The sequence below is a fragment of the Proteus hauseri ATCC 700826 genome (assembly GCF_001654965.1).
GTDB lineage: Bacteria > Pseudomonadota > Gammaproteobacteria > Enterobacterales > Enterobacteriaceae > Proteus > Proteus hauseri.
The window spans coordinates 13,467-39,128 of sequence record NZ_LXEV01000028.1 but is presented as its reverse complement, the minus strand read 5'-3'; the positions used below and the strand labels follow the sequence as shown (position 1 = coordinate 39,128).

General features: G+C 35.4%; 22 protein-coding genes and 1 pseudogene. 13 read left to right on the top strand and 10 right to left on the bottom strand.

Annotated elements, in window-relative coordinates; translation table 11 throughout:
• The first annotated feature begins 41 nt into the window (after positions 1-41).
• Together M997_RS12370 and M997_RS12365 are read left to right on the top strand one after the other, a co-directional pair.
• Positions 42-704: an AzlC family ABC transporter permease gene (locus tag M997_RS12370; protein ID WP_064720423.1), complete on the top strand. Its 663-nt coding sequence runs from the start codon at positions 42-44 to the stop codon at positions 702-704.
• Entirely contained in the window at positions 701-1,036 is a 336-nt protein-coding gene (locus tag M997_RS12365; protein ID WP_064720422.1) for an AzlD domain-containing protein, read from the top strand. Before M997_RS12370 ends, M997_RS12365 begins: the two co-directional genes overlap by 4 nt.
• A gap of 94 nt (positions 1,037-1,130) precedes the next feature.
• Here M997_RS12365 and M997_RS12360 read toward each other — a convergent pair whose 3' ends face one another.
• The 3 genes and pseudogenes from M997_RS12360 to M997_RS12350 form a co-directional block, all read right to left on the bottom strand.
• On the bottom strand, positions 1,131-2,531 hold the full coding sequence (locus tag M997_RS12360; protein ID WP_064720421.1) for an ATP-binding protein: 1,401 nt from the start codon (positions 2,529-2,531) through the stop codon (positions 1,131-1,133).
• Positions 2,532-3,197, bottom strand: a pseudogene (locus M997_RS12355) (response regulator).
• Positions 3,198-3,868: 671 nt separating this feature from the next.
• The gene (locus M997_RS12350) at positions 3,869-4,360 is read right to left on the bottom strand and encodes a hypothetical protein (RefSeq protein WP_064720420.1); all 492 of its coding nucleotides are present in this window, start codon (positions 4,358-4,360) and stop codon (positions 3,869-3,871) included.
• A 402-nt stretch (positions 4,361-4,762) separates the two neighbouring features.
• On the opposite strand from M997_RS12350, the gene M997_RS12345 reads away from it, so the two are divergent.
• The 8 genes from M997_RS12345 to M997_RS12310 all read left to right on the top strand — a co-directional run bounded on the left by M997_RS12345 (position 4,763) and on the right by M997_RS12310 (position 11,985).
• Positions 4,763-5,104 (top strand): DUF5713 family protein, encoded by a 342-nt coding sequence (locus M997_RS12345; RefSeq protein WP_064720419.1) that lies wholly within the window; start codon positions 4,763-4,765, stop codon positions 5,102-5,104.
• Between the two features lie 339 nt (positions 5,105-5,443).
• Positions 5,444-5,710: a DUF2798 domain-containing protein gene (locus tag M997_RS17240; RefSeq protein WP_074379359.1), complete on the top strand. Its 267-nt coding sequence runs from the start codon at positions 5,444-5,446 to the stop codon at positions 5,708-5,710.
• Positions 5,711-5,994: 284 nt separating this feature from the next.
• Positions 5,995-6,642: a hypothetical protein gene (locus M997_RS12335; RefSeq protein ID WP_064720417.1), complete on the top strand. Its 648-nt coding sequence runs from the start codon at positions 5,995-5,997 to the stop codon at positions 6,640-6,642.
• Between the two features lie 296 nt (positions 6,643-6,938).
• Positions 6,939-8,030, top strand: coding sequence for an NADH:flavin oxidoreductase/NADH oxidase (locus M997_RS12330; RefSeq protein WP_064720416.1), 1,092 nt, complete (start codon positions 6,939-6,941; stop codon positions 8,028-8,030).
• A 255-nt stretch (positions 8,031-8,285) separates the two neighbouring features.
• Positions 8,286-8,915: a CatB-related O-acetyltransferase gene (locus tag M997_RS12325; RefSeq protein WP_064720415.1), complete on the top strand. Its 630-nt coding sequence runs from the start codon at positions 8,286-8,288 to the stop codon at positions 8,913-8,915.
• A 53-nt stretch (positions 8,916-8,968) separates the two neighbouring features.
• Positions 8,969-9,397, top strand: a complete 429-nt coding sequence (locus M997_RS12320; RefSeq protein WP_064720414.1) for a hypothetical protein — start codon at positions 8,969-8,971, stop codon at positions 9,395-9,397.
• A gap of 371 nt (positions 9,398-9,768) precedes the next feature.
• Positions 9,769-11,556 carry a YadA-like family protein gene (locus M997_RS12315; RefSeq protein WP_064720467.1) on the top strand — a complete coding sequence of 596 codons (1,788 nt, stop codon included), beginning with the start codon at positions 9,769-9,771 and terminating at the stop codon, positions 11,554-11,556.
• A 117-nt stretch (positions 11,557-11,673) separates the two neighbouring features.
• On the top strand, positions 11,674-11,985 hold the full coding sequence (locus M997_RS12310) for a hypothetical protein (RefSeq protein ID WP_064720413.1): 312 nt from the start codon (positions 11,674-11,676) through the stop codon (positions 11,983-11,985).
• A 231-nt stretch (positions 11,986-12,216) separates the two neighbouring features.
• Here the strand turns inward: M997_RS12310 and M997_RS12305 are convergent, their stop codons facing one another.
• From M997_RS12305 to ttrS, 7 genes are all read right to left on the bottom strand, one after another.
• Positions 12,217-12,627: an acyl-CoA thioesterase gene (locus M997_RS12305; protein WP_064720412.1), complete on the bottom strand. Its 411-nt coding sequence runs from the start codon at positions 12,625-12,627 to the stop codon at positions 12,217-12,219.
• Positions 12,628-12,732: 105 nt separating this feature from the next.
• Positions 12,733-13,512: a PhzF family phenazine biosynthesis protein gene (locus M997_RS12300; RefSeq protein WP_064720411.1), complete on the bottom strand. Its 780-nt coding sequence runs from the start codon at positions 13,510-13,512 to the stop codon at positions 12,733-12,735.
• Positions 13,513-13,637: 125 nt separating this feature from the next.
• Complete coding sequence (locus M997_RS12295) at positions 13,638-15,173, bottom strand: peptide MFS transporter (protein ID WP_064720410.1); 1,536 nt, start codon at positions 15,171-15,173, stop codon at positions 13,638-13,640.
• 420 nt (positions 15,174-15,593) lie between these two features.
• The gene (gene mdtG, locus M997_RS12290) at positions 15,594-16,802 is read right to left on the bottom strand and encodes a multidrug efflux MFS transporter MdtG (RefSeq protein ID WP_064720409.1); all 1,209 of its coding nucleotides are present in this window, start codon (positions 16,800-16,802) and stop codon (positions 15,594-15,596) included.
• A 267-nt stretch (positions 16,803-17,069) separates the two neighbouring features.
• On the bottom strand, positions 17,070-18,011 hold the full coding sequence (locus M997_RS12285; RefSeq protein ID WP_064720408.1) for a Kdo(2)-lipid IV(A) acyltransferase: 942 nt from the start codon (positions 18,009-18,011) through the stop codon (positions 17,070-17,072).
• 73 nt (positions 18,012-18,084) lie between these two features.
• Positions 18,085-18,687 (bottom strand): tetrathionate respiration response regulator TtrR, encoded by a 603-nt coding sequence (gene ttrR, locus M997_RS12280; RefSeq protein ID WP_064720407.1) that lies wholly within the window; start codon positions 18,685-18,687, stop codon positions 18,085-18,087.
• Positions 18,688-18,700: 13 nt separating this feature from the next.
• The gene (gene ttrS / locus M997_RS12275) at positions 18,701-20,458 is read right to left on the bottom strand and encodes a tetrathionate respiration histidine kinase TtrS (RefSeq protein ID WP_064720406.1); all 1,758 of its coding nucleotides are present in this window, start codon (positions 20,456-20,458) and stop codon (positions 18,701-18,703) included.
• Positions 20,459-20,621: 163 nt separating this feature from the next.
• On the opposite strand from ttrS, the gene ttrB reads away from it, so the two are divergent.
• Genes ttrB through ttrA form a run of 3 tightly spaced genes read left to right on the top strand, consistent with a single transcriptional unit; the run spans position 20,622 to position 25,460 of the window.
• Positions 20,622-21,362 carry a tetrathionate reductase subunit TtrB gene (gene ttrB / locus M997_RS12270; protein WP_064720405.1) on the top strand — a complete coding sequence of 247 codons (741 nt, stop codon included), beginning with the start codon at positions 20,622-20,624 and terminating at the stop codon, positions 21,360-21,362.
• A complete protein-coding gene (ttrC, locus tag M997_RS12265; protein WP_064720404.1) occupies positions 21,359-22,387 on the top strand; it encodes a tetrathionate reductase subunit TtrC in 1,029 nt (342 codons plus the stop codon). Before ttrB ends, ttrC begins: the two co-directional genes overlap by 4 nt.
• Entirely contained in the window at positions 22,380-25,460 is a 3,081-nt protein-coding gene (gene ttrA / locus M997_RS12260; protein ID WP_064720403.1) for a tetrathionate reductase subunit TtrA, read from the top strand. The genes ttrC and ttrA overlap by 8 nt, the downstream gene beginning before the upstream one ends.
• The last annotated feature ends 202 nt before the right edge of the window (positions 25,461-25,662 follow it).

The window sequence follows — 25,662 nt, the reverse complement described above, 5'->3', positions numbered from 1 at the left end:
CAACATAATGAACGAATCGTTCAATAAAATACACATTCTTTATGCAAATTAACAATCGCCTTGATAATAACGTACTTAGAGACATTCTGCTTGTTTCATTAGCTGATGGCATTGTTGGCATCTCTTATGGTGCATTGGCTCATACGCAAGGTTTTGATTTTTGGGTGCCATTAGCATTATCTATTTTTGTATTAGCAGGAGCATCTGAGTTTTTATTTATTGGTGTTGTTGCTATGGGAGGCAGTGCAATATATGCAGCTCTGGCTGGGCTAATGGTTAATGCTCGGCATATTCCATTTAGTATGGCGGTTAAAGATCTTCCAGGTAAAGGATTTAAATCATTACTTGGTTTTCATATTTTAAATGATGAAAGTGTTGTTTTTGGGTTATCACAACCAACAGCAGAGCAAAATAAACGGGCTTTTTGGGCTTGTGGATTAGGAATTTTAATTGCCTGGCCTTTAGGCACAATGTTAGGTGTGTATTTAGGCTCATTTATTCTTGATATTAAAATGCTGGGGCTCGATGCTATGTTTCCGGCAGTTATTCTAGCTCTTAGTTTACCTGCATTAAAAAATAAATTAACACGTAAAGCAGCGATTATTGGTAGCTTGATTGCACTAATAACAACTTTATTTTTACCTGTTGGTATACCTGTTTTACTTTCATTATTTGGTGTTTTATTTGTTGTGAGGAAAATGTGATGTCTACCACTTCTATTATTACGGGAATTGTTATTTTAGCAGTGGGAACTTATGCGATGCGAATGTCAGGAGTATTACTAAATAATAAGGCAGATATTTCTGAACGTGTAAAAGAAATTTTCTCTCTCTCTGCTATTGTTATTCTGTTTTCTGTTGCTATGACTTCCACTTTTTTTGATGGTGAGCAACTTGCTGATTTATCAAAAGTAATTGGTGTTGGAGTTGCGGGTATTTTAACATGGAAAAAGAAGCCCTTTATTTTGATTGTATTAAGTGCTGCAATTGTAACGGCGGCTCTTCGGTGGCTACTCAGTTTGTTTGGAATAAATTAGATAAATAGTAAAAACAGACTAGTACCTTGGCCTATTAATACCATCTATTGAAAGTGTTTATTAAAGTTAAGAGAGAGTTATATTCCCCTTAACTTTAATCATTATCAGTTAATATCGTTTCTAATGGTAGAGAAATAATAAAACCAATACCTTTATTATCTAGTCCTTGGGTAACCATAATTGAAGCATGAATTTTATTTGCTAAATTTTGAGCAATAGATAAGCCTAATCCACTACCTGTCTCTTCTGTTCCTGGAACTCGATAAAAACGAGAGAATAGTGCTGCTATATGCTCTTTCGCAACACCTGGGCCATTATCACGCAGAATAATATTTATACCATTTTTCCATCTATTTTCGATGGTCACTTCAACTTGACTACCTTTAGGACAATATTTAATCGCGTTATCAATTAGATTATTAAAAATAGACAATAATGCTTGTTTATCTGTTTTTATTTCAAGAGAGCAACCTTCATTTAATGATAATTCAATATTTTTTGTTAGTGCATAAGGCACTCTTTGAGCAATAGCATTACCGATAAGATTGTAAATATCGATTTCTTCTATTTTAAGAGGAAAATCGTCACATTCTAATCGTGCTAAATCAATTAATTGATGTGATAGTGCCGCCGTTCTATCTAGCGATTGTTTCATATCTTCAATAATTTCTTCGCGCTCTTGCATATTATCTACCAAGGAAAGTAGATGTAGCTGTGCTATAACTGCGGCTATCGGTGTTCTTAATTCATGAGCGGCATCTGCCATAAATTGCTTTTCTCTAATATTTGCAGCATCAATCCTCCTCATAAGTTGGTTCAGCTCTTTAAATATAGGGCGGATCTCTTTAAATTGTTGCCCTACATTAATTGGGGTGAGGTTACGAGGTTTGCGATTAGAGATAAGTTTTGCAGCTTGTCTGAGAGGACGCAAACTAAAATAAGCCGTTATTAAAATGGCGAAGATAACTGTGGCAAGAATAAATAAGAATGGAACAAAAGTTCCTTCAATAGGATTACCAATAATATGGCCTCTGTCTTCAACAGACTCACCAATAAACACTTTTATTTTGTGTTTTTCACCCCAACTATAAGAAAGGATCCACTTTTCACCTGCAACAGATATTCGTTCAGAAGCTAGTGAAAGCACTCTTGGAATGGGTAATTCGGGTCTATTGGTATAAATAATATTATTGTTTTGATCGAGGGCTATAATCCAAGGAAGATAGGGCATGTCATCATCTTCTCCATTGAGCATGGCATCGATATACATACCCTGTAAATTATGTGCTATTTCTTTTACCACTTCAGGTTGATCAGCGACAATTTCTAAAGTATTAGCAAAACCTTGAGCTATGATTTCTTGCTGCTTATTATATATTTTTTCGAAATCCGCAAGATAATCAAACTGTATCCACGCTAACCAAACACCCCATAACATAATAATAGAGATAATCTGGAGAACGATAGTATAGATAAAAAAGGAGCGGATTTTCATTTAATTAACTTCTTTTTTTAATAAATAACCTACACCACGAACAGTAATTATTCGTTCTTTGCCTATTTTTCTACGTAAATTATGCATATGAACTTCAAGAGAATTACTTTCAATCCTATCATCTAAACCAAATAAGCGTTGTTCTAACTCAGACTTACGAACCACATTATCGGTATTACGCATAAGTTCATACAGTAATTGATATTCTTTACCTGATAATAAAAGTAATTCATTATTTAATGTGACTTGATGATTAGACGGATTCAGTTGTAAGTCACCAATTGACCATATTTGTGATGAAAATCCAGCCATTCTTCGGCTTACTGCTTTTACTCTGGAAATAAGTTCAGGCATTGCAAATGGTTTTGGTAAAAAATCATCAGCACCTGAATCTAATGTTTGTACTAAATTATCGATTTGTGTACGCGCTGTAAGAATAATGATAGGGATTTTTTCTCCACTTTTTCTTAGTGCGATAAGTTCATCTTGACCATCGCCATCCGGTAACCCTAAATCTAATAACATTAAATCAAATGCCCGTTGACTTAATTGAGTTCATGCATCGGCGAGTAATCTTACCCAGCATGGATGAAAGCCCGCAATTTCAAGTCCTCGGCATAGTGCTTTGCCAAGTTGTAAATCGTCTTCCACTAATAAAATATTCATAATAATACCTATTTAAATCTGATTTAAGAAAGTATATGTGGCAAATAAAAATTGAGCAATATAATAAAATATAATGTTAAATACGATTAATCAAATCTTAATGTAAGATGGATATTTTATTTAATATATACTCTAAGTATAAATAACATTAAATGAGTAAAACAGCTTGGCAAGATTTGTTGTTATATAATTTAAAAAAATATTTTCATTAGTAAGGTATGATGTAATTTATATTTTAATTAAAGTTATAAACTAAAAAGTAATTATGTTTAAGTATTTATAATTCTATTTATCAGAAAGAATAACTATATTAATTTGTTTTTTTATAAGATAAAATAATGTAAGTTAACTTTAGTACAAGATTAATATTTTTATTTTAAAATGAATTAAAATAAAAAAATATTTTATCCTTAGATTTATCAATAAATTATTATGTTTATCTTGTCATTGTTTTTGAGAGAATGAAGTATGATTATTTTGTTGTGCAACGAGCTTTTTATTTAGTTACTTTATCTATACTATACTCGGCAATAAAAACCATTAGTTTAAAATGGAATAAACAATAGCGCTAAAAGGAATTAATATGGGATTAAAAGGTATTTTTTAGTATTAACTAATTTATTCTGTGTCAGAAATGCTCCCAACCCTCTGGGAGCATTTCAATAGTAAAATTAATTATTACAAGGTACTTTATCCCATAGAATAAGATCAAAAGGTAGATTTAATGGTGCGGCTAATTCATTAGCCATTTTTTGCATTTGTGTCTTTGCTTCGTTAGTTCTTTCTTTATCAATATCAGGAATTATTTTATCTTTTCCTGGCAAATCATCTAATATGCGTTCTTCTATTATTTTTCCTTGTGACCAGCGCTGAAAAATCCAGTTTCCATTTTCTATCAGTTGATATTTAGTGCCTTCAATTAACGATATTCTATCTTTATTATAGTGAACAGGAATAAGTTGATTTGCTAAATTATCCCAAATCCATCCACGATATGTACCATCATTTAAACGAGTTGCCCACCAATGCATGTCATCAGGCTGATACAAATAAAGTTCAATAAATGGAATATAAGGATAAACATTATTTTTTAGTGATGCTTGAATGAGATTATCATTAAAATAATAAATAGAAAGAATTTTATTTTCTACCTTTAATTCCAAAGAACAGCTATTCCATTTAGTTAACTTTAAACCGTCAATAGTTGGAACTTCTGGAATAGAAATAATTTCATTCGTTGCACTATCTTGCTCTGGTGGGTAGTAATATCCTGTAATATATTCACCATTTTTACCATAGAATTGCCATGATGCGAGTGGTCGGGTATTTAAATAGTACTTAACTATGATAAAAAAGAGAAAAGTTACGCCAACTAATAAGGTAATAAAAAATATTTTTTTGTCATTTTTCGCTAACTTATAAATGATAGATTATATAATAAAAATAGTGCATTTTAGTGTAATGGATACTAGTAATTTAATTATGAATCGTTAATATACGTTATATTAAGAATAATAAACAAGTATTCTTAATCAAAATGATAAATTTTAATTCAGGATTTTTTTATGATAATTAAAAACAAGGTGTTAGCGCAATATCACTTCTTAAGTGAGATGGAAAATGATAAATATTATCCCACTCATTTAGTGAAAAAAGGTCAAGAGATCCTTAAAGAGCTTTGTATTAATATTGAAGAAACTCAACCCAAAATGCTAAATGAACTTTATGCTTTAAGTCATAAGGCGACAGATAAATTTAATCAGTTAGCTGAAGAGTTTGAAGAAGAAAATAGTGAGATAGAAACAGTAGCAAGAGAGTGTATCGCTGAGAATATTTATATTATTGCCAAAGAATATGGATTTGAAAAAGCTGATGCTGAAGAATTAATTGCAACTAGAGATTGGTAAGAACTGTAGTAAAAAAACCTTATGTTTATAAGGTTTTTTATTGAAAAGTCATTCAATGTTAGTTATTTAACTATAAAGATTAATAAAGAAACTTTGTTGTTTAGTTTATTTAAACGTAAACATTTTCTAATGTATTTATATCAAAACACCATTTTTTATATTGTTTTTAATAGAAAAATAATTAGTTGACAAAAAAAGATTTATTTATAAACTGTGTCATTCAGTTGGTCTAAAAAGACTCGTAAGCGTTTACGTTAATCAACGCATATAACTAATTTATTGGCCTGTTGTATTGGCAGTTATGTGCTGTTGTACATCGTATTATTGGAGTCTTTATCTATGTCTTCTCAAGACAAAAACACTATTTTAGGCATTCCTAAATTTCCTGTTAGAACCATGATTTTTTTGGTTCCTTTCTTCTTATCTTTTGTAATGTGTGGCATCGTATCCTTTATTAGTACAGTCAAGACTATAGGGATTGGGCTATTTATTATATCTCCTTGGTTAAGTTCTTGGGGAGTATCTTGGTTAATTGCTTTTCCAACCGTTTTATTTGTATTACCGGTTGCAAGAAAACTATCATTATTATTAGTCAAACCGCATTAATCATAAAGTTAGAAAAGACTTGCTTAATTAAGTGGGTCTTTTTAAGTTTAAGATTTCAATTTTCATTTAATTTTTTTATTTTTTGCTGTTTTTATCATTTTTTGTGATTTTTAATCTTAATTTTATAGGGCAGAATTATTTAAAACTGTATAAAGCAACTGCTCCTTACTTTAAGAAAATGTTGGTAACTTAGAGGTTTATTTTCAGATATTTTAACTAATGAATAGTTTAAATAAGATAATATATTAACATTATTTTTTACTATTTGATAAATAAGGAATTGCATGAAAATAACAAAACTATTATTACTTGGTTTCTTATTTTTCCTTGTTGCATGTACTACAACCCATGATCTCGATAAAAAAGAGAATGAAAAAATAACAGCATTACTGCTGAGCAATGACAAACTTTATGCCGTTGGTGAAGTAAATGATTATGAGTTTTCTGGTGAGATAGTCAAAGAATTATATCTCTTTAGCTTGAGTCGTTATGCAGATAAATTGATTTATTCTACAGCAAATCTAACCGTTACAGATAAGAAATCTGTTAATGGCACTTATCGAGTTTATATTGCAGTTGCAGGGCTTTCAGATATTGAGAAAAAAGAGCTGATAGATAAATATCACTTTAATGTTACGCGATATCTACCTAAAGCGGCGACAACCCAGCCTAGTAATACAGAAAAACCAGAATTTTTAATGCATAGTTTTAGTACTAATGGAAATATTGTTGCATTGGAAAATAAACACGGATTAACGAAAAAGTATGCGCTAAGAAAGCCTTTAATTGCAGAAGTAAATTATTTTATTTCCAGTAAAGATATTGCAGGGGATGTGGGCGCTGTTTTAATGGCCCCCGTTGCTATTATTATGGTTATACCCGTTATGCTAGTATGGGGTGTTGCTTGTGCTGGCAGTAGTGATGGATGTTAAAAATAGGGAACTGAAAAGTTTTTAATAGCAAATAGCATAAAGAACTAATAAACAGCAAACTATTATTTTTCAGTACAGGTTGTGGGTTGCTAGTGTGAAGGAAAATATTGCCTTTTTCTTATTACAATGTGAAGCAGCGCATCGCGTAAATAAAGGCAATCCGTTAGCCTGGTTCCATTGCATTAAAATTGTCGCAAATCTAAAATTAAATAGTAGGCAAAAAGTTATTTTCTGAATATGGATACAGTAAAAATAATTTCTTTGCCTCGATGCTTATTAATAGCAGGAGGCTTTATATGAATTTGTTATTTTCCCCTAAAAAATTAGGCCCCCATCAATTAGAAAATCGCATAATTGTTGCTCCTATGTGTCAATATTCTGCTGAAAATGGACTTCCGACTTCTTGGCACACGATGCACTATGGGCAATTAGCATTATCAGGTGCTGCATTAGTTATTATGGAAGCGACTGCTGTTGAGCCAAGTGGGCGAATAAGCTATAAAGATTTAGGTTTATGGTCAGATGAACATGCTAGTTCATTAAAAACGCTTGTTGATAATATTAAAACCTACTCAACAGCTAAAATTGGTATTCAACTTGCACATGCGGGAAGAAAAGCATCGACTGATTTACCCTGGAATGGTGGTAAATCTTTAGCATCAACAGAAATGCATGGATGGCAAAAAGTTGCACCATCTCCTATTGCATTTGGGCAATATCATACTCCCCACGCATTAACTATTGATGAAATTGAAGAGATAAAAACAGCCTTTATTCAAGCAGCAAAACGAGCTGAATCTGCGGGTATTGATGTTATTGAAATACATGGTGCACATGGCTATTTATTGCATGAATTCTTATCTCCTTTATCAAATCATCGTACTGACCAATATGGTGGCGATTTTAATAATCGCTGTCGGTTATTGGTGGATGTATTTACTGCGGTGAAAGATGTTGTATCAGATAATATTTGTGTTGGTATAAGAATATCAGCAACAGATTGGGTTGAAGGTGGTTGGGATCTTGAAAGTTCAATTGCATTAACTCAACATTTAGAAGAATTAGGTTGTCATTATATTCATGTTTCTTCTGGCGGATTATCTGATAAGCAAGCCATTAAGTTGGGGCCTAATTACCAAGTTCCTTTTGCTCAGGCTATTTATAATGAAACACAGTTGCCGGTTATTGCAGTGGGTTTAATTACTCAACCTGAACAAGCAGAGGCTATTTTACTGACAGAACAGGCTGATTTTATTGCACTTGGTCGAGGTATTCTTTACGATCCTCGTTGGCCTTGGCATGCAGCAGAAAAATTGAAGCAGACTATTAAAGTTGCACCTCAATATTTACGCTGTGCGCCTCATGGCAGTAAAGATTTCTTTAAATAAAATAGAATGTTTTGCCACTTGTTATCCACTTAGTGGTTAATGAGTGGCTTTTATCTTTATTCTGCTGATATAAATTATCTGTAAAATTAAGCAGCATTATTTTTCTATCTCAAAAAAGAAAAAGTGATACGAATGATAAAAAATCCATTATTACTACAGCCCAGAATAGCTTAAGACGGTGTGTTTTGAATGCGAACACATCATCAGAGAATTAAGCATTCTTTGATGGCTCATCAATTTGTAGAGAGTCATTTTATGAGAAATAAACATTGGTCGCATGTAGAGTATCTGCATGAAACAGTAAAGAATAAGAATATTATTATCAAAGGCCAGCATAGCTATTATAGTGATTGTTGGGATAATGGTTTTGAGGCTTCTGTTGTACGTTATCTCTATGGTGATGAGATTAGTTTACAGTGGGAACCATTATGGGAAATTGATAAATTATATATTGGCGATTATGTCTGTATTGGTGCTGAAGCCGTTATTTTAATGGGAGGAAATCATACCCATCGAATGGATTGGTTTTCTCTCTACCCTTTTATGGACAAAATAGAAGAGGCTTATATTGGCAAAGGCGATACCCATATTCATGATGGTGCTTGGATAGGAATGCGTGCAATGATAATGCCTGGTGTTACTGTTGGTGAAGGTGCCATTATTGCGGCGAACAGTGTGGTATCAAAAGATGTTGAGCCATATAGTATTGTTGGTGGAACACCAGCAAAGCATTTAAAATATCGTTTTGAGCCAAAAATAATAGAGCAACTTTTATCGTTGTGTATTTATGAGTGGTCTGATAAAAAGTTTACAGCATTAAGGCCTTATTTATGTCAATCATCGATAGAGACACTGTTAAACGCTGAACGCCTATTTATTGAATAGAGTGATGCCCTTGCTAGTGAATGCTATCAAGGGCTTTTTTCGGAGTAATATAAATGAAAAATATCCTTTTTATATTGGTCGTTATTTTTTCACCATTATCAATATCTGGAGAGAGTAAAAGTATTGATTCTTTTATTATTAATAATAATGAAACTAGTAATATACTGTCTTTTTCTACCGATTTAGCCATATTATCGTTATCTAACAAATGTATTGATTCAGTTATTCCCGTATCAAATCATACAGAAAAAAGTTCAACAGATGAAATTCTTAGTATTACTTTAACTAAACAGTGTGAGAATATGTTTATCACTTACACTGAAAGTAATATAGGACATGAAATGACATTAAGTATAAATAATAAGTCGATAGTTTCTGCAAATGTGGTAGGTAAACTTTCACCATCATTCCGTGTTTCTGTTGATAAAAATAAATTCTCACAAGATATTAATGTTCTATTGAAAATGTTCCCAAGAAAATAATGTTAATTTTTTACTTTTATAATTATTAAAATAAAAGGTTTTAATTAAAATTTTTTATTTGATCTTTGTCGCAAATATAAAAGATTATTTTAACGATAAAAATACATGTAATTTCACATTTTGTTTTTTTATTATTTTTATTTTTAAATTCAATAATTAATTTATCTTGTTACTTGTTGATTTTATTTGATATATGGAAATTGTATTTTTGTTTTTTATGGTTAAAATATAATAATAACTATCTGTCATTATTGTTGTTTGATTAAGTTTACTTTATTCATTAAATTATTTTATAAAATATATAATGTGTAAAAATAAAAACATGCATTACTCTCTGTGTGAGTAAAATATATATGGAGAATAGTGTGAATATGAATAAGATTATTTTTTTTAAAGCAAATATACTATTAATTTCATTATTTTCAACTTCACTTTCATATGCGCTAAATACGACGAAATTAGGACCAGAAAGTAAAGCTGATGGTAATGAATCTACGGCTCTGGGATATAACACTTGGGCTCATTCTGACCAATCTACAGCTATTGGAGCTACCGCTGGGGCTGAAGGAAAAAGTGCAACAGCCATTGGGCATAGTAGCACTGCAATTGGTGATAATTCATTATCTATAGGTAGTGGTGCAATGGCTATTGGAGAGGGTTCTATCTCTATTGGTGATAAGGCATATAGTGAAAATAATAATTCTATTAGTATAGGTAAAGGTGCAACAAATAATTCTGAAAATGGCGTTATTTTAGGTGGTAGTAGTTATTTGGCCGACAGCGCAAATAATACAGTTATTGTTGGTAGCCAATCATCAGGTACTGCAAGTAACTCAATTATCTTAGGAGATAAGAGTAAGAATAATCGTAATAATACGTTATCTGTAGGAAGTGATAGTAATACAAGACAGATAATTTATGTTGCGGCTGGTACTGCGGATACCGATGCTGTGAATGTTTCACAATTAAAAGAAACCAAAGATAATATATTCAAAGAAACAGACAAACGTATTACTGACAATAATAACGCTATTTATAATAAGATTAATGATGAAAAAAACTTCATCTTAAAAGAAACCAATAATAAAATAGCCGAAAATAACAAGAAAATTGAATCTGATATAGCCAATTCAAATAAGGTTGTATTATTGACCAGTGAAACAAAAGCTACTGAATTAGCAACTGAAGCAGAAAAAAATGCTAATCGTTATACTGATGATAAAGTAAAGGCACACCAAAAGGATACGATTAATTATATTACTGAAGCAAAAAATGATCTTTATATTTATAATGATAATAAGCTTGCTGAAATGAAAAATAATGTTGAGGATTATGCTGATAAAAAGACTGAGGAAATAAAAAAAGGAGTAGAGAATTATACAGATAAAAAAATAGACGGTATGAAAAGAGGAATAGAAGAATATACTGAAAATAGGATTGTTAAATCAGAGATAATTCTTAAAGAACATACTAATAATAGAGTGATGGAGATCGAAAGTAATAGTAAAGAATACACCGATTTTAAAGTAAGTGAGCATAATGATAAAGTTATCGAGCATGTTAATAATGCAAAACGAGAAACTGAAATACTCACAGATAGCCGAGTGAGAAAGACGAAAAAGGATGCCAATGATTATACTGATATTGAAATTGGCAAAATTACAACGAGTATCCAAGATATTTTAGGGAAAAATAATGAAAAAATAATAAGGGATAATCAGAAATATATTACTCAAAAGGGCAATGAATTTATCAAAGAGACAAATGTTATTCTTAAAGAAAGAGATGTATCGTTAAAAGAGTATATTGACGGATCTAAGAATGAGTCTATATTTATTGCAAATGAGTATACCAATAATAAGATTAAGAATGCTTTTATTGATAATGATGCGTCTTTAAAAGCGATGGATAATAAAATAGATAAAGCAGATAAGCGAGCAAGTGCAGGTATTTCTTCTGTTGCTGCTATGGCAAATATTCCTTACGTCACTAATCATACATTTAGTCTAGGTATTGGTGTTGGTAATTACCGCGACGCTAATGCATTTGCGACGGGTGTACAATACCAAATAAATGATAGTACTTTATTTCGTGTTTCAGCATCATGGAATACTGAAGATAGAGCGGTTGTGGGCGGTGGTATTTCTTATGGTTGGTAGCCAAATTTAATAAATACTCGCTAAGTGTAAGGTTGTAGCTTTTTATCTAAAGATTGGCTTTGGTTTATAATACGAGGATAATAAGTATTACAACCTTTGTTTAGTTTGGAAAAAATAATGATTTATCTTTATTCTGGTGGTGGTGATTTAATAAAACAAGTGAGAGTAAATAAAGCCGCAGCAGATAAGGTATTAGAAATAGCTCAAAATAATCCTATTTTTACTATTGATTCAGAATACTACGATATTCCAGAGCTTGATAGGATAAGTACGATATTATTAATCGAGCCTTCTATTGAATTAGCACTGGATATATGTCGAAACTATTCCCATCATATGGATATTGTTATTGCAGAAAGTGCTTTGGTAGGTATGAAGTTAACTGTTTGTCAGGTTGAATTTGAAGTAATAAAAATCTGTGTATTGTGATTATTTTCTGGCGCTAGTTATCCACATTAACTGTGGATAACTCTTGTCTTATATGTGAGTAATTGGTTTACTTATTGATTTTATTGTGAATTTTTCATTGGGTGAAAAGTGCACATGATGTCTTATGGTTCTGATTTAGTATTATTACGTAAATATCTATATGGTTAATATAAAACAACTCTTTTTTAAGATAATTTAATTTAAAAGAAAATTTATTGTCTTTATTAAGCGTTATTTATCGATTAATGGTGTTGGTTTACCATTATTGTCAACAGCAACAAAATTAAACTGTCCATGAATGACTTCTTCGCGCCCTTCAGCGTACATATCTTCAAGAAAGATAGAAACATTAACCGTTAAACTTGTTCTACCAACGCGTATCACTTCACCAACAAGTTCAATAATAGTGCCTGATGGAATAGGGTGGTTAAAGTTTATTTTTTCGGTGGATACTGTAACTAAACGCTTACGGCTAAAACGTGTTGCTGTAATAAAAGAAACCTCATCCATCCATGCTAATGCAGTGCCACCAAAAAGTGTAGAGTGGTGATTAGTTGTTGTCGGGAAAATAACTTTAGAAACACGTGTTACTGAATTTTTGATTTTATTTTGTAACTCAGGTGATAAATCAGCAATGGACATAACGATAAAACCTTATTTTGATACCGTAGGGAATAATATCCCCACAGTATAAAATAGAGAAAAATGAAAGCAAAGTAGATGAAGGGATGATAATGGTGTTTGTCATTAAAAAGTAATACTGCCTTGTAAAAAGAGTGCCGCTTCTCCGGTAAGCAAGATACGTTTATTCTTTAGTTCACAAAATATATTTCCACCTCTTTTTGAAACTTGCCGGGCATTTAATTGTGTTTTATTCAGTTTTTCTCCCCAAATAGGTGCTAATACACAATGAGATGTACCAGTAACGGGATCTTCATTAACACCCTTTTTAGGGGCAAAAAAGCGTGAAATAAAATCAAAGGGTGCGTAGCCTTTCGCCGTTAATATGACTCCAGGTAAAGGTAATTGAATTATTTTGTCAAAATTAGGCTGATAGTTAATAACTGTTTCTGGATCAGAAACAAAACAAGTGTATCTATCATGAGAGATCCAAACTTCATCTATTTTAATCGCTAAATCTGATTCAAGCTGTGCTTTTATATGTTCATTTTTAGTTGCTGATATTTGTGGAAAATCAAGCGTAAAGCTTGATGAGTGACAAGAAACAGAAAGCTTTCCAGAAAGAGAATTAAATTTAAATAAAGACGCTGGTGATTGTTTTATTGTCTTTAACACAAAAGCGGTAGCAATAGTCGCATGGCCACATAATGGCACTTCGATTTTAGGTGTAAACCAACGAATATGATCACCAACTAAAAAAGCGGTTTCTGGTAAATTAATTTCACCGGCTAAGGTTAATAATGTGGAGTCAGGAAGCCATGTATCTAAAAGAATAACGGCTGCGGGGTTTCCTGAAAAAGAGGTAGAAGAAAAGGCATTGACATAATAGATAGGAAGAACAGCCATAAAATCACCTTATTCATAAACAATAAACAATAAATAATAAGGTAATGAGATTAAGTGTTTTATAGAGAAGCCGCAATCAAAACAAAAAGCCATGCCTAATAATAAGGCATGGCTTAAGAGGTTAATTAAGCATCTGCTTTTTCTTTATTATCTGCACTTTGTAATAATTTGCGTACAGGGATAATTAACGCAGACAGAGCAACTGCACAAATTACCAGCGCAATAGAAACGTGAGAGAAGAAGTCAGGCATAACATCAAGTTTATCTGGGCGAATATTACCCCCCATAAGACCCGCTGCTAAGTTACCTAGTGCACTTGCGCAGAACCATAAACCCATTACCTGACCACGCATTTTAGCGGGTGCTAAAATAGTCATGGTAGCAAGTCCAATAGGGCTTAAGCATAGTTCTCCTAAAGTCAGTAAAAATATACTAGAGATTAACCACAGTGGTGATACACCTTCACCTGTGGCGATAACACTTTCAGATGCATACATCATGACGGTAAATCCGCCAGCAGCAAATAAAATACCAATGACAAACTTAGTCATGCTGCTTAAATTCAGATTTCTACGCGCCATCATCGGCCATAACCAACTGAATATTGGCGCGAGAATAATAATAAACAGCGCGTTTACAGACTGGAACCAAACAGCCGGGATCTCAAATCCCATAAAGTTTAAATTGGTGTAGTCATTAGCGAACAAGTTAAATGATGTTGGCTTTTGCTCAAATGCAGACCAGAAAAGTGCTGCTGAAACCAATAATAGGAAACAGACAAATAAGCGTGAACGGTCACTGCTACTTAATCCAGCAAATAGGAATAAATAGATAAAATAAGCAATCACACTGCCTGAAATGACATAAACCATAAAGTTTGCGACTAATACCGGATTAAACGGAATAACGCCAGATATGATTAATGCCACAATGCCAATAAGTACCACAGATAATGCCATTACCCATTGAGCAACATTACGGCGGACAACAGTAGGGCGATCCCAGCTTGAATCTAAGCCTACTTCACTATCGAAACGGCGCATTGTCGGTACTGCATAGAAGCGGAAAATCAGTAATGCGACAAGCATACCAATACCACCAATACCAAAGCCCCAATGCCAGCCATAATCGCGAACTAACCAGCCCGTGATAAGAGGTGCAATAAAGGAGCCCATATTAATACCCATGTAAAATAAAGAGAAACCACCATCTCGGCGTGTATCATCTTTTTTATACAGGGTTCCGACCATTACGGTGACACAAGTTTTAAATAACCCGGTTCCTAATACGATAAATAATAAACCGATAAAGAACAGGTCTTGTGACCAAAACGCAGACAGCGCGATAGAAAGATGCCCTAAGGCAATAAAAATTGAGCCGTACCAAACAGCTAAACGCTGCCCTAACCAGTTATCAGCCAACCAACCACCAGGTAGTGATGTTAAGTAAACACCACCAGCGAAAATCCCGACAATAGCAGAAGCCTGCTCTCTGGGGATATTCATGCCTCCATCATAAACAGTTGCCGCCATAAATAAGATTAATAATGGGCGAATACCGTAGAATGAAAAACGTTCCCACATTTCGGTAAAGAAGAGGGAGCTAAGCGGATAAGGATGGCCAAAGAAAGTTCGGCTTGATTTTGAGTGAGTAGATTGCATCTTAAAATCCCAAATAAAACCTCTACAGGTTGTTTGCAAGTAAAAAGAACAAAATAACAGCAGGTGGCAAAACAAAACGATTTCATTCTGTTATCAATTGCTACTGCATTTAATTAATATATTTTTAACATACTTTTAGCGCGAGTAAGTGACTAAAAGCATATTTAATACTTTATAAACCATTTTTTGGTGCAAAAGTCGATAAAAATCTCATTTTACAATAGTTAAACTTGCTATTTTTTGAAAAAAAAGGGCAAGAAAAATTTATAAGAGGGAATAAATTGTGCTTAGGAATTTTCTTAATAAACAATAATTTATAAAATACATAAGAAAAAAAATAACAATTAGGGCTTTAAGCGCAAAAGTGTAATTTTTTGTAGTAAAAAAACTATTAACTTGTCTTATTTGTGGTTTTTTTGACTACTTGTTTGAAGGCTTGCTAAAGCTAATCCAGGAATAAATAAGATTAAAAAATACAACGGCAGCGGTGAAATAAAAAACAGCTCTAAAACCATAGCTGGCCGCGACAAATGCACCCATTAACGGTCCAGTAACATTTCCTACATCTCTTAACGCCTGATTGTAGCTGAATATTCGACCAGCAATCGCTGGTGTAATGTTATAAAGAATAAGTGTTTGTACAGCAGGTAACATTGCCGCATTAACCGCGCCTAATAAGAATCTTAATGCACCTAATTCCCAGTAATTTTGTACTAAAGCCATGGGAATGAGCATAAAAATAGAGAGTCCTAAAGTAAAAATAAGCACTTTATCTGGGCCAATTCTATCGCCTAATTTACCAAATCGGGGGGCACTAATTAATGCGGCAATACCAGGAACAGAGGCAACAACGCCACTAATAAAAGCAAGATTAGCGACAGAGCCACTCAAATCACGAATATAAAGTGTTAATATCGGGGTTACTGAGCCAGTAGCGACTTGAATAATCATTGTAGTGAAAAATAAACAGATAACGAGTCGTTTATTTTTAAGTGATGAAAAAACTTGTTGTGTTGATAAGGCGTCTTTTTTAGATACAGGCGTGAAATTTTCGCTAACAAAAAAGAGAGTGACTAAAAAGCAAATAAATAAAACAGCAGAAGTAATAAAGAATACGGGACGTAAGCCATAAAGGTCGGCAAGCATTCCGCCAATTAATGGTCCAATTAATGCACCGCTAACCGCGCCCGTTGAGAGGGTTCCTAATGCCCAACCACTTTTCTTAACAGGAACTTGCGTTGCAATTAATGCATTAGCATTAGGAACAAAGCCACCTAATACACCGAGCAAGGCTCGTAAAATAAGTAAATGCCAAATATTTTGTGCAAAACCAGTTAGTACCATTACTATCGCCATGCCAAGAGCTGAGCGTAGTAGCATTAATTTTCTGCCTTTTCTATCGGATAATTTTCCCCAAAAAGGCGCAGCAATAGCAGAAAATAGAAATGTAATACTAAAAGCAACACCCGTCCAAAGGTTTAATTCTTCATGATCGGTAATACCTAGTTCTTCTACATAAAGAGGTAAAAAAGGCATGATTAAACTAAAACCGGCACCAGTTAGAAAACAACCGAACCAGACAACATAAAGATTGCGTTTCCAAGAGTTATTTCGAGGTTTTAGATTCATGTCACTCCTTTAGCCAAGAAAATGAAGGATAAATTGAGAACATAGGCAAAAATAGCAGCAAACACATCGTTGTGGCTGTTATTTATCTGTTTTCTTATGAATAAGAATATAGCCATGATACAGAATAAGGGCGATAGGTCTTGCTCTTATAATGTGTTTTGCAGGAGTTTACGTTTGTGCTGTTAGTACTTTTATTATTGTTGTATTTAAATAATGGTTATATTTTTAAGTGGCTGCTTTTTTTATTAAAAACAGCCACTTTGTGTATTAGTGTACTTTTTTTATCTCATTATATAAAGAGGGTTCGCCCTCTGGGCGTGTTTTAAAGCGACGATGTAACCACATGTATTGATCGGGTGCTCGTAAAATTTCTTTCTCAATCACCTTATTCATTGCTATAGCACTGCTTTCTTCACTATCAAGAGGAAAATCAGCAATAGCGGGTGAAATGATAAGTTCATAGCCTTTAGCTTCTGGTAAGCGTTTAGGTGTGAAGGGAACAATCGCTGGGTTACTAACTCGTGCCAAAATATATGTTCCTGTGATTGTTGCTGCTTTTTCCACTGCAAATAAAGGGACAAAAACACTTTTACGAGGGCCGTAATCGTGGTCTGGCGCATACCAGATAATTTCACCCGCTTTTAAACCACGCAGCATACCTTTGATATCTTTTCTATCAATCATATATTTATTGGAACGAATACGACCCCATGTTTGTAGCCAATCCATTACTGGGTTGTCGTTAGGGCGATACACACCAACACCGGGGTTATATATACCAAAAATACGAGCACCAAGTTCAAGAGTAAGGAAGTGGATCCCAATAAGTAAGATCCCTTGCCCTGTTTCTTTGACGTTGTAAATATTTTCTACACCACTAACTTTAAACCAGCGTTTAACGCGCCAGTCAGGCCAGAACCAAGCCATTCCAGTTTCAAATAGACCCATACCAACAGATTCAAAGTTTTTATTTAATAACGCTTCGCGCTCATTTTTGGGCATTTGTGGAAAACAAAGCTCAATATTGCGTTCTGCGATTTGTACACGTTTTTTTAAAAAAACTTTAGATAAACGGCCTAGTCGGGTGCCTAACCAATAAATTACAGGATAGGGTAACAAAACCAGAAGGTAGAGTACGCCAATCCCAAACCAAGTCAGCCAATATTTTGGCTGTAGAAATGATGCTTTAAATGGGGGTGACTTTATCATGAGCCTATCTATTTACTATTTTCCAATGAATATTCTATATTGTGACACTTTTTACTGAGGATCAGAAATTTTGTTATAAATTAGGTGCGAAAATATCGATACCTTGCAGTGCAGTGACTAATTCAGCAATATTTTTTGCCGCCATTTTTTCCATGACTTTTGCTCGATGAACTTCAACAGTACGAATAGAAACACAAGCGACTTGAGCAATTTCTCTATTCATTAATCCTTGAATAACGTAATGAGCAATATCTTTTTCTCTAGGGGTTAAAGAGGCATAACGACGACGAATTTCATGTGCGCTAAAGCGTGATTTTGTATCATTAAATGCAGCATCAAGCGCTGAAAGCAGAGCACTACTATCAACAGGTTTTTGTAAAAAATCGATAGCACCTTTTTTTATTTCTTCAACAGCCATTGGAATATCCCCATGGCCTGTCAGGAATATCACTGAAAGTGTGCTGTGTTTATCAATAAGATATTGATGTACTTGTCTGCCATCAGGCTTAGGCATTCTCATATCTAATAGCACGATACCGGGTTGATATAGATTGATATTGTTAATAAAGAACTCGCTATCATTCCAAACATGCGCAGCATGACCTAAGCTTTCTAATAAAAACTGGCAAGCATCAGTAACAGCCAGATCATCATCAACAAGATGAATTGTTGGCATTTTTCCTCCGTTATTAATTTTTTTTCGGGAAAATTAAGGTAATTTTTAATCCAATTTTATTATTTTCATTTGTCTGATTATCAATATGAATATCAGCTCCTTGCGAGAGTAATAAACGCTGACAAATCACTAAACCTAATCCAAGTCCTTCTGCTTTTGTGGTTTGAAAAGGTGAGAATGGTTGTTCAAGTTGGCTGTGGCTCATTCCACCTGCATCATCTTCAATCACAATTAATAATCTGTCAGGCGCTTTATGTGTACTTACTTTCAGTGTGTTGGTGCCAGCTTGCAGACTATTAGTAATTAAATTAGATAATATTTGTTCTAATAATGTCTCAGGTAGATATAGGGTATCATGTTCATCAACATGGATGATCAGTGATACCTGAGGATATTTTTCTTCTACTCGTAATAATGTCCAAATATGTTGAATACAAGTGGCTATATTTTGTTCTACTAAGGGAATGCTTTCCATATTAGACGATTGTTTTCCAACCCATAAACGGAGGTTTCTAATAATATCTGCACCGCGTTGAGCTTGTTTGTCTATTTGTTGTAATGCGGGGAGTAAAGGGTGAGATTCGTTCTCTTTTTGTAAGCGGATCACACTACCTTGAGCATAACTTTTAATCGCTGAGAGCGGTTGATTGAGTTCATGAGCAAATCCTGATGCCATTTCACCTAAAATATTCAAACGCTGAGCTTGTTCTAGTTCTTCTTTGTGTTGTCTTAAGCGATTATGTGCTTGTTCTAATTGACGGCTTCTGCGTCTAACCAAATAGCTTACCCATACTTGGTTTAGCACCAAAAAAATCACCCCACAAAATGAGAGTGCCAGAATAAAACGGTGCTGAATTGCCCATATTTTTACATCTTGCCAAAGTTGTCTTTGTTGTGGATGTTGATTTACTTCCCTTAATAAGTTTTCCACTTGGGTATGAGAAGCTGGCGCTCCCCATTTCATTTTAGGTTTACTCTCATCCATAAGTAGAGTGCGCGTTACTTTATCGACCAATTCATCCGGTACTGTATCTAATGCCGCAAATGACCAGTTTGGGTAAAGGGGGGTACTTGTTAGACAGGGTGTTTTGGTTTCATAAGAGATAAGCGGCCGAAAATCTTTTTTACGAATTAATCCTTCGTTATCCATATTTTCTAATAAACAGACAGGAATAATCGCAGCATTAATATCGTTATCACGTAGTTGGTAAAGTAGGGCGTCAGCAGGAAAACCAGAAAAACGTAACGTAAAATCTTTATCAGGATCAATCCCTTCTTCTCTTAGCGCTTTATACCCTAAAAGATAACCACCAAAAGCATCTGGTGCAATGGCTCCTACGCGCTTTCCTATTAATTCATTAATTGATGTTATTGCGCTGTCATTACGCACTAAAATAAGGCTTCCGATAACATTTCTAGTGGTGTTATCTGGCTCATAGCTCGAACGCAAAGAGAGTAACCAGCGTAGCGGGAAAGCATTATCAAGTTGGACAAATTGGGCTGGATTTGTGAGCAGGAAATCGACATTTTTTTGCGCCACAGCTTGTTTCATTTCTTGTAAATTTAATGGCAACAAGGTGAAGTTTTCTGTTGGAAATTGCTCGTTAAGTGTTTCAATTAGCGGTTGCCAATGTCGTTGAGTTGAGGCATCTCCTCGTAACGCTAATACACCAACAGTCCATTCTTTTGCATGTAATGGAAATGAAAAAAATAGCAGTGTTAGCCACATTGCTATGATGTACTTAACCCCAATTGTCTGTTTTGTCTTCATAAATATCTAATGTTAAATATTGTTTTGGATCAATTTCATACCCAGTATGTGGTAAACCACAATAGGTGAATTCCTCGGTAATTTTTACAATGCCCTTAACATTTACTTTCTATTTCCTTCGCTCATTACGACATGTATTTACTGAGTGATACTGGAGACAAATATGGATCTTGGAAAACGAAAATTCTTACAGCAATTAGGGGTCCTTACCGCAGGTGCTTCGCTTGTTCCTTTGGCGCAAGCAGGCATTAAGTTATCACCAGAGCGTCGTGAAGGTTCGGATGATAAACGTTATGGCATGCTGATTGATTTACGTCGTTGTGTGGGATGTCAGTCTTGCACAGTGAGTTGTAATATTGAAAATCAGACACCACAAGGGCAATTCAGAACGACAGTAAACCAATATCAGGTTGCTATCAAGGGGCAGGAAGGAATTACCAACGTCCTATTACCAAGATTATGTAACCATTGTGACGAGCCTCCTTGTGTTCCTGTTTGTCCCGTTCAAGCCACATTTCAACGCAAAGATGGCATTGTTGTTGTTGATAATGAACGTTGTGTCGGTTGTGCTTATTGTGTTCAAGCCTGCCCTTATGATGCCCGCTTTATTAACCACTCTACGCAAACAGCTGATAAATGTACCTTTTGTGCTCATCGCCTAGAAGTTGGCTTATTGCCTGCCTGTGTTGAATCTTGTGTCGGTGGTGCTCGTATTATTGGCGATATGAAAGATCCAACAAGTACGATAAGCAAAATGCTTCTCACTCATGAAAAAGAATTAAAAGTATTAAAACCAGAAAGTGGTACGGCGCCACAAGTGTTCTATCTCGGCTTAGATGATGCATTCGTACAACCATTACTTGGTCAGGGGCAACCCGCATTATGGCAGGAGGTTCACTCATGATCCCGCAAGTCTCTCAAATTCAAGAAGTCATAGCTATTCCTCAAGAATACTTTTGGTTGCCTTGGGCTGTGCAATATTTCTTTTTTATTGGTATTGCTTGTTGTGCAACACTTTATGCTTGTTGGCAATGTTGGAAAGGCAGTGCGAGCAATCAGCGTTTAGAAGCTGTCGCGGTTTTTATTGCTGTTACCGCTGGTATTACAGCGCCGCTTGCACTCACCGCTGATTTACACCAAACGGCGCGAGTCTGGCATTTTTATGCTTATCCAACACCTTGGTCGTGGATGGCGTGGGGCTCTTTATTATTACCGTTGTTTTCTGCATTTAGTATGCTTTATTTTGCAGCTATGGTAGTGCGTTTGGTTTGGAAACGTGAATACAAATTGACGCGTTGGGTAGCTCTTGCTTGTGCGTTAACCGCCATTGGTTTGTTGCTATATACAGGCCGAGAAGCGTCCATTTTAAAAGCGCGCCCAGTGCTGTATACCTACTGGTTACCGATTCTGCTGTTTTTTAGTGCGATGCAAGTGGTGCCAACACTCCTTGCTTTAGGTACACGCCGCGAACCTGTTCATCAACGTGAATTAGCAATCTGGTTTATCAGCTCATTAATTCTATTAGCTGTATGTATGGGTTTTTGGATTGCTGGGGATACCATTTCAGGTGCTGCAATGAGAGAACAATTGGCATTGGGTAGTTTGGGCTGGTGGAGCGCTATGGGGACTATCGCTTTATGGATTATCTCTGTCGCAATGGGTGCTTTGATGGCAAAACAAGCACGCTCAGTCGCTTTTATTACTGTGATGGCATTTGTATCAATGGGATTAGCATGGGTACTGCGTTGGTTAATGTTAATGGGTAGCCAATATATTCCTAAATATAACATTATTACAAACCCTTATGAGTTCCCGTTAGGTAATGACGGGTTATTAGCCATCATTGGTACCTTTGGGCTTTGGATAGCGTTAACTATTATATTCAGAGAAAGTATTCGTTGGGTTGTCAGGAGAGTACAGCATGGCTAAGTTTACAAGACGTCAATGGCTTAAAGGTGGATTAGTTATCGGTGGTATCGCCGCGTTTGCTACCAGTTACCGCGATGTTGCTAAACGTGCCGTAGATGGTCTCGTTGATGGCACATCAGGAAAAGTGACTCTCGATAGGATAAATGGGAACTCGCTATTACCAGAAGGTAAAGTGACTAAAGGAACTGTTTGGCAACCCAATACAGATCAGGCAGTTTGTATGACGCAATGTTTTGGTTGTTGGACCCAATGTGGTGTCCGTGCCCGAGTTGATAGAGAAAACAACAAAGTACTGCGTATTGCCGGTAACCCTTATCACCCACTTTCTCACGATCACCATTTTGGCTATAACATGCCAATAAAAGAAGCCTTTGAAAAAATGGGAGGGGAGAGTGGCTTAGAAAATCGTTCAACGGCTTGTGCGCGTGGTGCGACAATGATGGAAAGTCTTGATAGCCCAACACGTATTTTAGAACCAATGAAACGAGTGGGTAAACGAGGCGAGGGTAAGTGGAAACGCATTAGTTTCGAGCAACTTATTCAAGAAGTTGTCGAAGGTGGTGATTTATTTGGTGAAGGGCATGTCGATGGTTTACGTGCTATTCGTGATTTAGAGACACCAATAGATCCCAAACAGCCCTCTTTAGGATCTTTAGCTAACCAGCTTTTAGTGACAAATGCGGGTGATGATGGACGAGATACTTTTATTCGTCGTTTTGCACAAAATTCGTTTGGCAGTAAAAACTTTGGCGCTCATGGTTCATATTGTGGCTTAGCTTATCGCGCTGGCTCTGGTGCATTAATGAATGACCTAGATAAAAATGCCCACGTAAAACCAGATTGGGATTATGTTGAGTTCGCACTATTTTTAGGGACATCGCCTGCACAATCAGGCAACCCATTTAAGCGTCAAGGTCGCCAGCTTGCAAATGCACGTATTCGTGATTCTTTTAATTATGTTGTTGTAGCCCCGGCATTACCATTAACCACAACGTTGGCAAATGATCATGGACATTGGGTGCCAGTACAACCAGGCACTGATGCGGCATTAGTGATGGGCATGATCCGCTGGATCATTGAGAACAAGCGCTATAACGCCGAGTATTTATCGATACCTAGTGAGATCTCAATGCAAAATATGGGTGAGAAAAGCTGGACTAACGCAACACATCTGGTTATTAGCGATGAAAAACATCCACTTTCAGGTCAGATGTTAACAACGGCTCATTTTGGCGAGGTTGCTGAAGGTGAAGAAGAAAATTTAGTTATTTCACTCAATGGTGAATTAACGCCAGCAACAAAACTTGATCGTGCTGAGCTGTTCGCAACCCATAAAGTGACCTTAAAAACAGGTGTTGAAGTGACAGTAAAATCGAGTTTTCAGTTACTCGATGAAGCGGCTAAACGTATGACATTGGCGCAATATAGCGAACGTTGCCATGTACCAGAAAAAACCATAGAAGCACTGGGCCGTGAGTTCACTAATTATGGACGTAAAGCGGCGGTTATCTCTCATGGCGGTATGATGGGAGGTAATGGTTTTTATACAGCTTGGAGTGTCATTATGCTTAACGCACTCATCGGAAATTTAAACCTTAAAGGTGGTGTTTCTGTTGGTGGTGGTAAGTTTAATGGTGCAACAGATGGCCCTTGCTACAAAATGGATAGCTTTAAAGGTAAAGTTAAACCGAAAGGCATGGTGTTATCGCGTAGTAAATCAGCATATGAAAAATCAGATGAGTACCGTGAGCGTGTAGAAAAAGGTGAATCACCTTATCCTGCAAAAGCACCTTGGTATCCGTTTGCCGCTGGGCAGTTAACAGAACAATTAGGTTCAGCATTGGCAGGTTATCCTTATTCATTAAAAGCATGGATAACCAATATGACTAATCCTGTTTATGGTATCGCAGGCATTCGCCAAGTAATGGAAGAACGTCTTAAAGATCCAAAACACTTGCCATTGATTATTGGTGTTGATGCGTTTATGAATGAAACGACAGCACTGGCAGATTATATCGTTCCAGATACGCATAACTTTGAAAGTTGGGGGTTTAGTGCTCCGTGGTCTGGTGTTCAAGTTAAGGCAAGTACAGCACGTTGGCCGATAATTGAGCCTCGTGTTGCTAAAACTACAGATGGCCAGCCTATTTCAATGGAAACGTTCTGTATCGCTATCGCTAAAGCGCTGAATTTACCTGGATTTGGTGATAAAGCGATAGAAGATATGGATGGTAATTTTTACCCAATTAATAATGCTGAAGATTATTATCTACGAGTCGCCGCGAATATGGCATTTATGGGTGAAAAACCTGTTACTCCTGCGACGAATGAAGACATTCTCTTAAGTGGTGTAGATCGTATTTTACCCGCAATAACTTCAACATTGAAAAATGAAGAAGCACTTCGAGTTGCTTATATTTATACCCGAGGTGGGCGCTTTGCACCTTATGATAAAGCGTGGAATGGTGATGCAACGGGGCCTCAATGGAAGAAACCGTTACAAATTTGGAATGAAGAAGTGGCTAAAAATCACCATGCAATAACGGGTGAACGCTATAGTGGATGCCCAACTTATTATCCACCACGTTTATCTGATGGTAGTGATATTCATCAGCATTACCCTGAGGATCAGTGGCCACTTAAATTGATGTCATTTAAATCTCATGTGGTGAGCAGTTCTACAGGAATGATCCAGCGCTTAAGAATGGTTAAACCAACAAACTTGGTAGCGATTAATCCTCAAGATGGTCAGAAGCTAGGAGTTAACCACGGTGATAAAGTACGAATTGTAACACCTGGAGGTCAAGTTGAAGCGGAAATTAGTTTACTTGATGGTGTTATGCCTGGTGTTTTAGCGATAGAACATGGTTATGGGCATCAAGAACTTGGTTCGCGACAACATTATTTGGATGAACAGCCATTACCAATGGATAAAGGAATTGGTAGTGGTATCAATTTAAATGATTTAGGATTTGCAGACCCAACCCGCGAAGTGAGTAACACTTGGTTGGATTGGGTTTCAGGAGCATCTGTTCGTCAAGGATTACCTGCAAAGATTGAGCGTATTGCTTAGTTTTATACAACGTAATAAAAGTATTAGGGCATAATATAAAGCCCTAATACTTACTAGTTATTTTTTATTGAAATTATTTATTCTCTATTCCAATAATTGTTACTAATAAGCTATACCCTAGATGTTTATAATTATTCTGATGGTTTACACGCTAAATTGCCATCAATATTACAGTGAGTAACGATAGGAAATGGATTCCTTT

What these genes read in the sequence shown, in the direction of transcription:
- M997_RS12370 (WP_064720423.1), top strand. Translation starts at nt 42, where the DNA reads ATGCAAATTAACAATCGCCTTGATAATAACGTACTTAGAGACATTCTG.
- M997_RS12360 (WP_064720421.1), bottom strand. Translation starts at nt 2,531, where the DNA reads ATGAAAATCCGCTCCTTTTTTATCTATACTATCGTTCTCCAGATTATC.
- M997_RS12345 (WP_064720419.1), top strand. Translation starts at nt 4,763, where the DNA reads ATGATAATTAAAAACAAGGTGTTAGCGCAATATCACTTCTTAAGTGAG.
- M997_RS17240 (WP_074379359.1), top strand. Translation starts at nt 5,444, where the DNA reads ATGTCTTCTCAAGACAAAAACACTATTTTAGGCATTCCTAAATTTCCT.
- M997_RS12335 (WP_064720417.1), top strand. Translation starts at nt 5,995, where the DNA reads ATGAAAATAACAAAACTATTATTACTTGGTTTCTTATTTTTCCTTGTT.
- M997_RS12330 (WP_064720416.1), top strand. Translation starts at nt 6,939, where the DNA reads ATGAATTTGTTATTTTCCCCTAAAAAATTAGGCCCCCATCAATTAGAA.
- M997_RS12325 (WP_064720415.1), top strand. Translation starts at nt 8,286, where the DNA reads ATGAGAAATAAACATTGGTCGCATGTAGAGTATCTGCATGAAACAGTA.
- M997_RS12320 (WP_064720414.1), top strand. Translation starts at nt 8,969, where the DNA reads ATGAAAAATATCCTTTTTATATTGGTCGTTATTTTTTCACCATTATCA.
- M997_RS12315 (WP_064720467.1), top strand. Translation starts at nt 9,769, where the DNA reads ATGAATAAGATTATTTTTTTTAAAGCAAATATACTATTAATTTCATTA.
- M997_RS12310 (WP_064720413.1), top strand. Translation starts at nt 11,674, where the DNA reads ATGATTTATCTTTATTCTGGTGGTGGTGATTTAATAAAACAAGTGAGA.
- M997_RS12305 (WP_064720412.1), bottom strand. Translation starts at nt 12,627, where the DNA reads ATGTCCATTGCTGATTTATCACCTGAGTTACAAAATAAAATCAAAAAT.
- M997_RS12300 (WP_064720411.1), bottom strand. Translation starts at nt 13,512, where the DNA reads ATGGCTGTTCTTCCTATCTATTATGTCAATGCCTTTTCTTCTACCTCT.
- M997_RS12295 (WP_064720410.1), bottom strand. Translation starts at nt 15,173, where the DNA reads ATGCAATCTACTCACTCAAAATCAAGCCGAACTTTCTTTGGCCATCCT.
- mdtG (WP_064720409.1), bottom strand. Translation starts at nt 16,802, where the DNA reads ATGAATCTAAAACCTCGAAATAACTCTTGGAAACGCAATCTTTATGTT.
- M997_RS12285 (WP_064720408.1), bottom strand. Translation starts at nt 18,011, where the DNA reads ATGATAAAGTCACCCCCATTTAAAGCATCATTTCTACAGCCAAAATAT.
- ttrR (WP_064720407.1), bottom strand. Translation starts at nt 18,687, where the DNA reads ATGCCAACAATTCATCTTGTTGATGATGATCTGGCTGTTACTGATGCT.
- ttrS (WP_064720406.1), bottom strand. Translation starts at nt 20,458, where the DNA reads ATGAAGACAAAACAGACAATTGGGGTTAAGTACATCATAGCAATGTGG.
- ttrB (WP_064720405.1), top strand. Translation starts at nt 20,622, where the DNA reads ATGGATCTTGGAAAACGAAAATTCTTACAGCAATTAGGGGTCCTTACC.
- ttrC (WP_064720404.1), top strand. Translation starts at nt 21,359, where the DNA reads ATGATCCCGCAAGTCTCTCAAATTCAAGAAGTCATAGCTATTCCTCAA.
- ttrA (WP_064720403.1), top strand. Translation starts at nt 22,380, where the DNA reads ATGGCTAAGTTTACAAGACGTCAATGGCTTAAAGGTGGATTAGTTATC.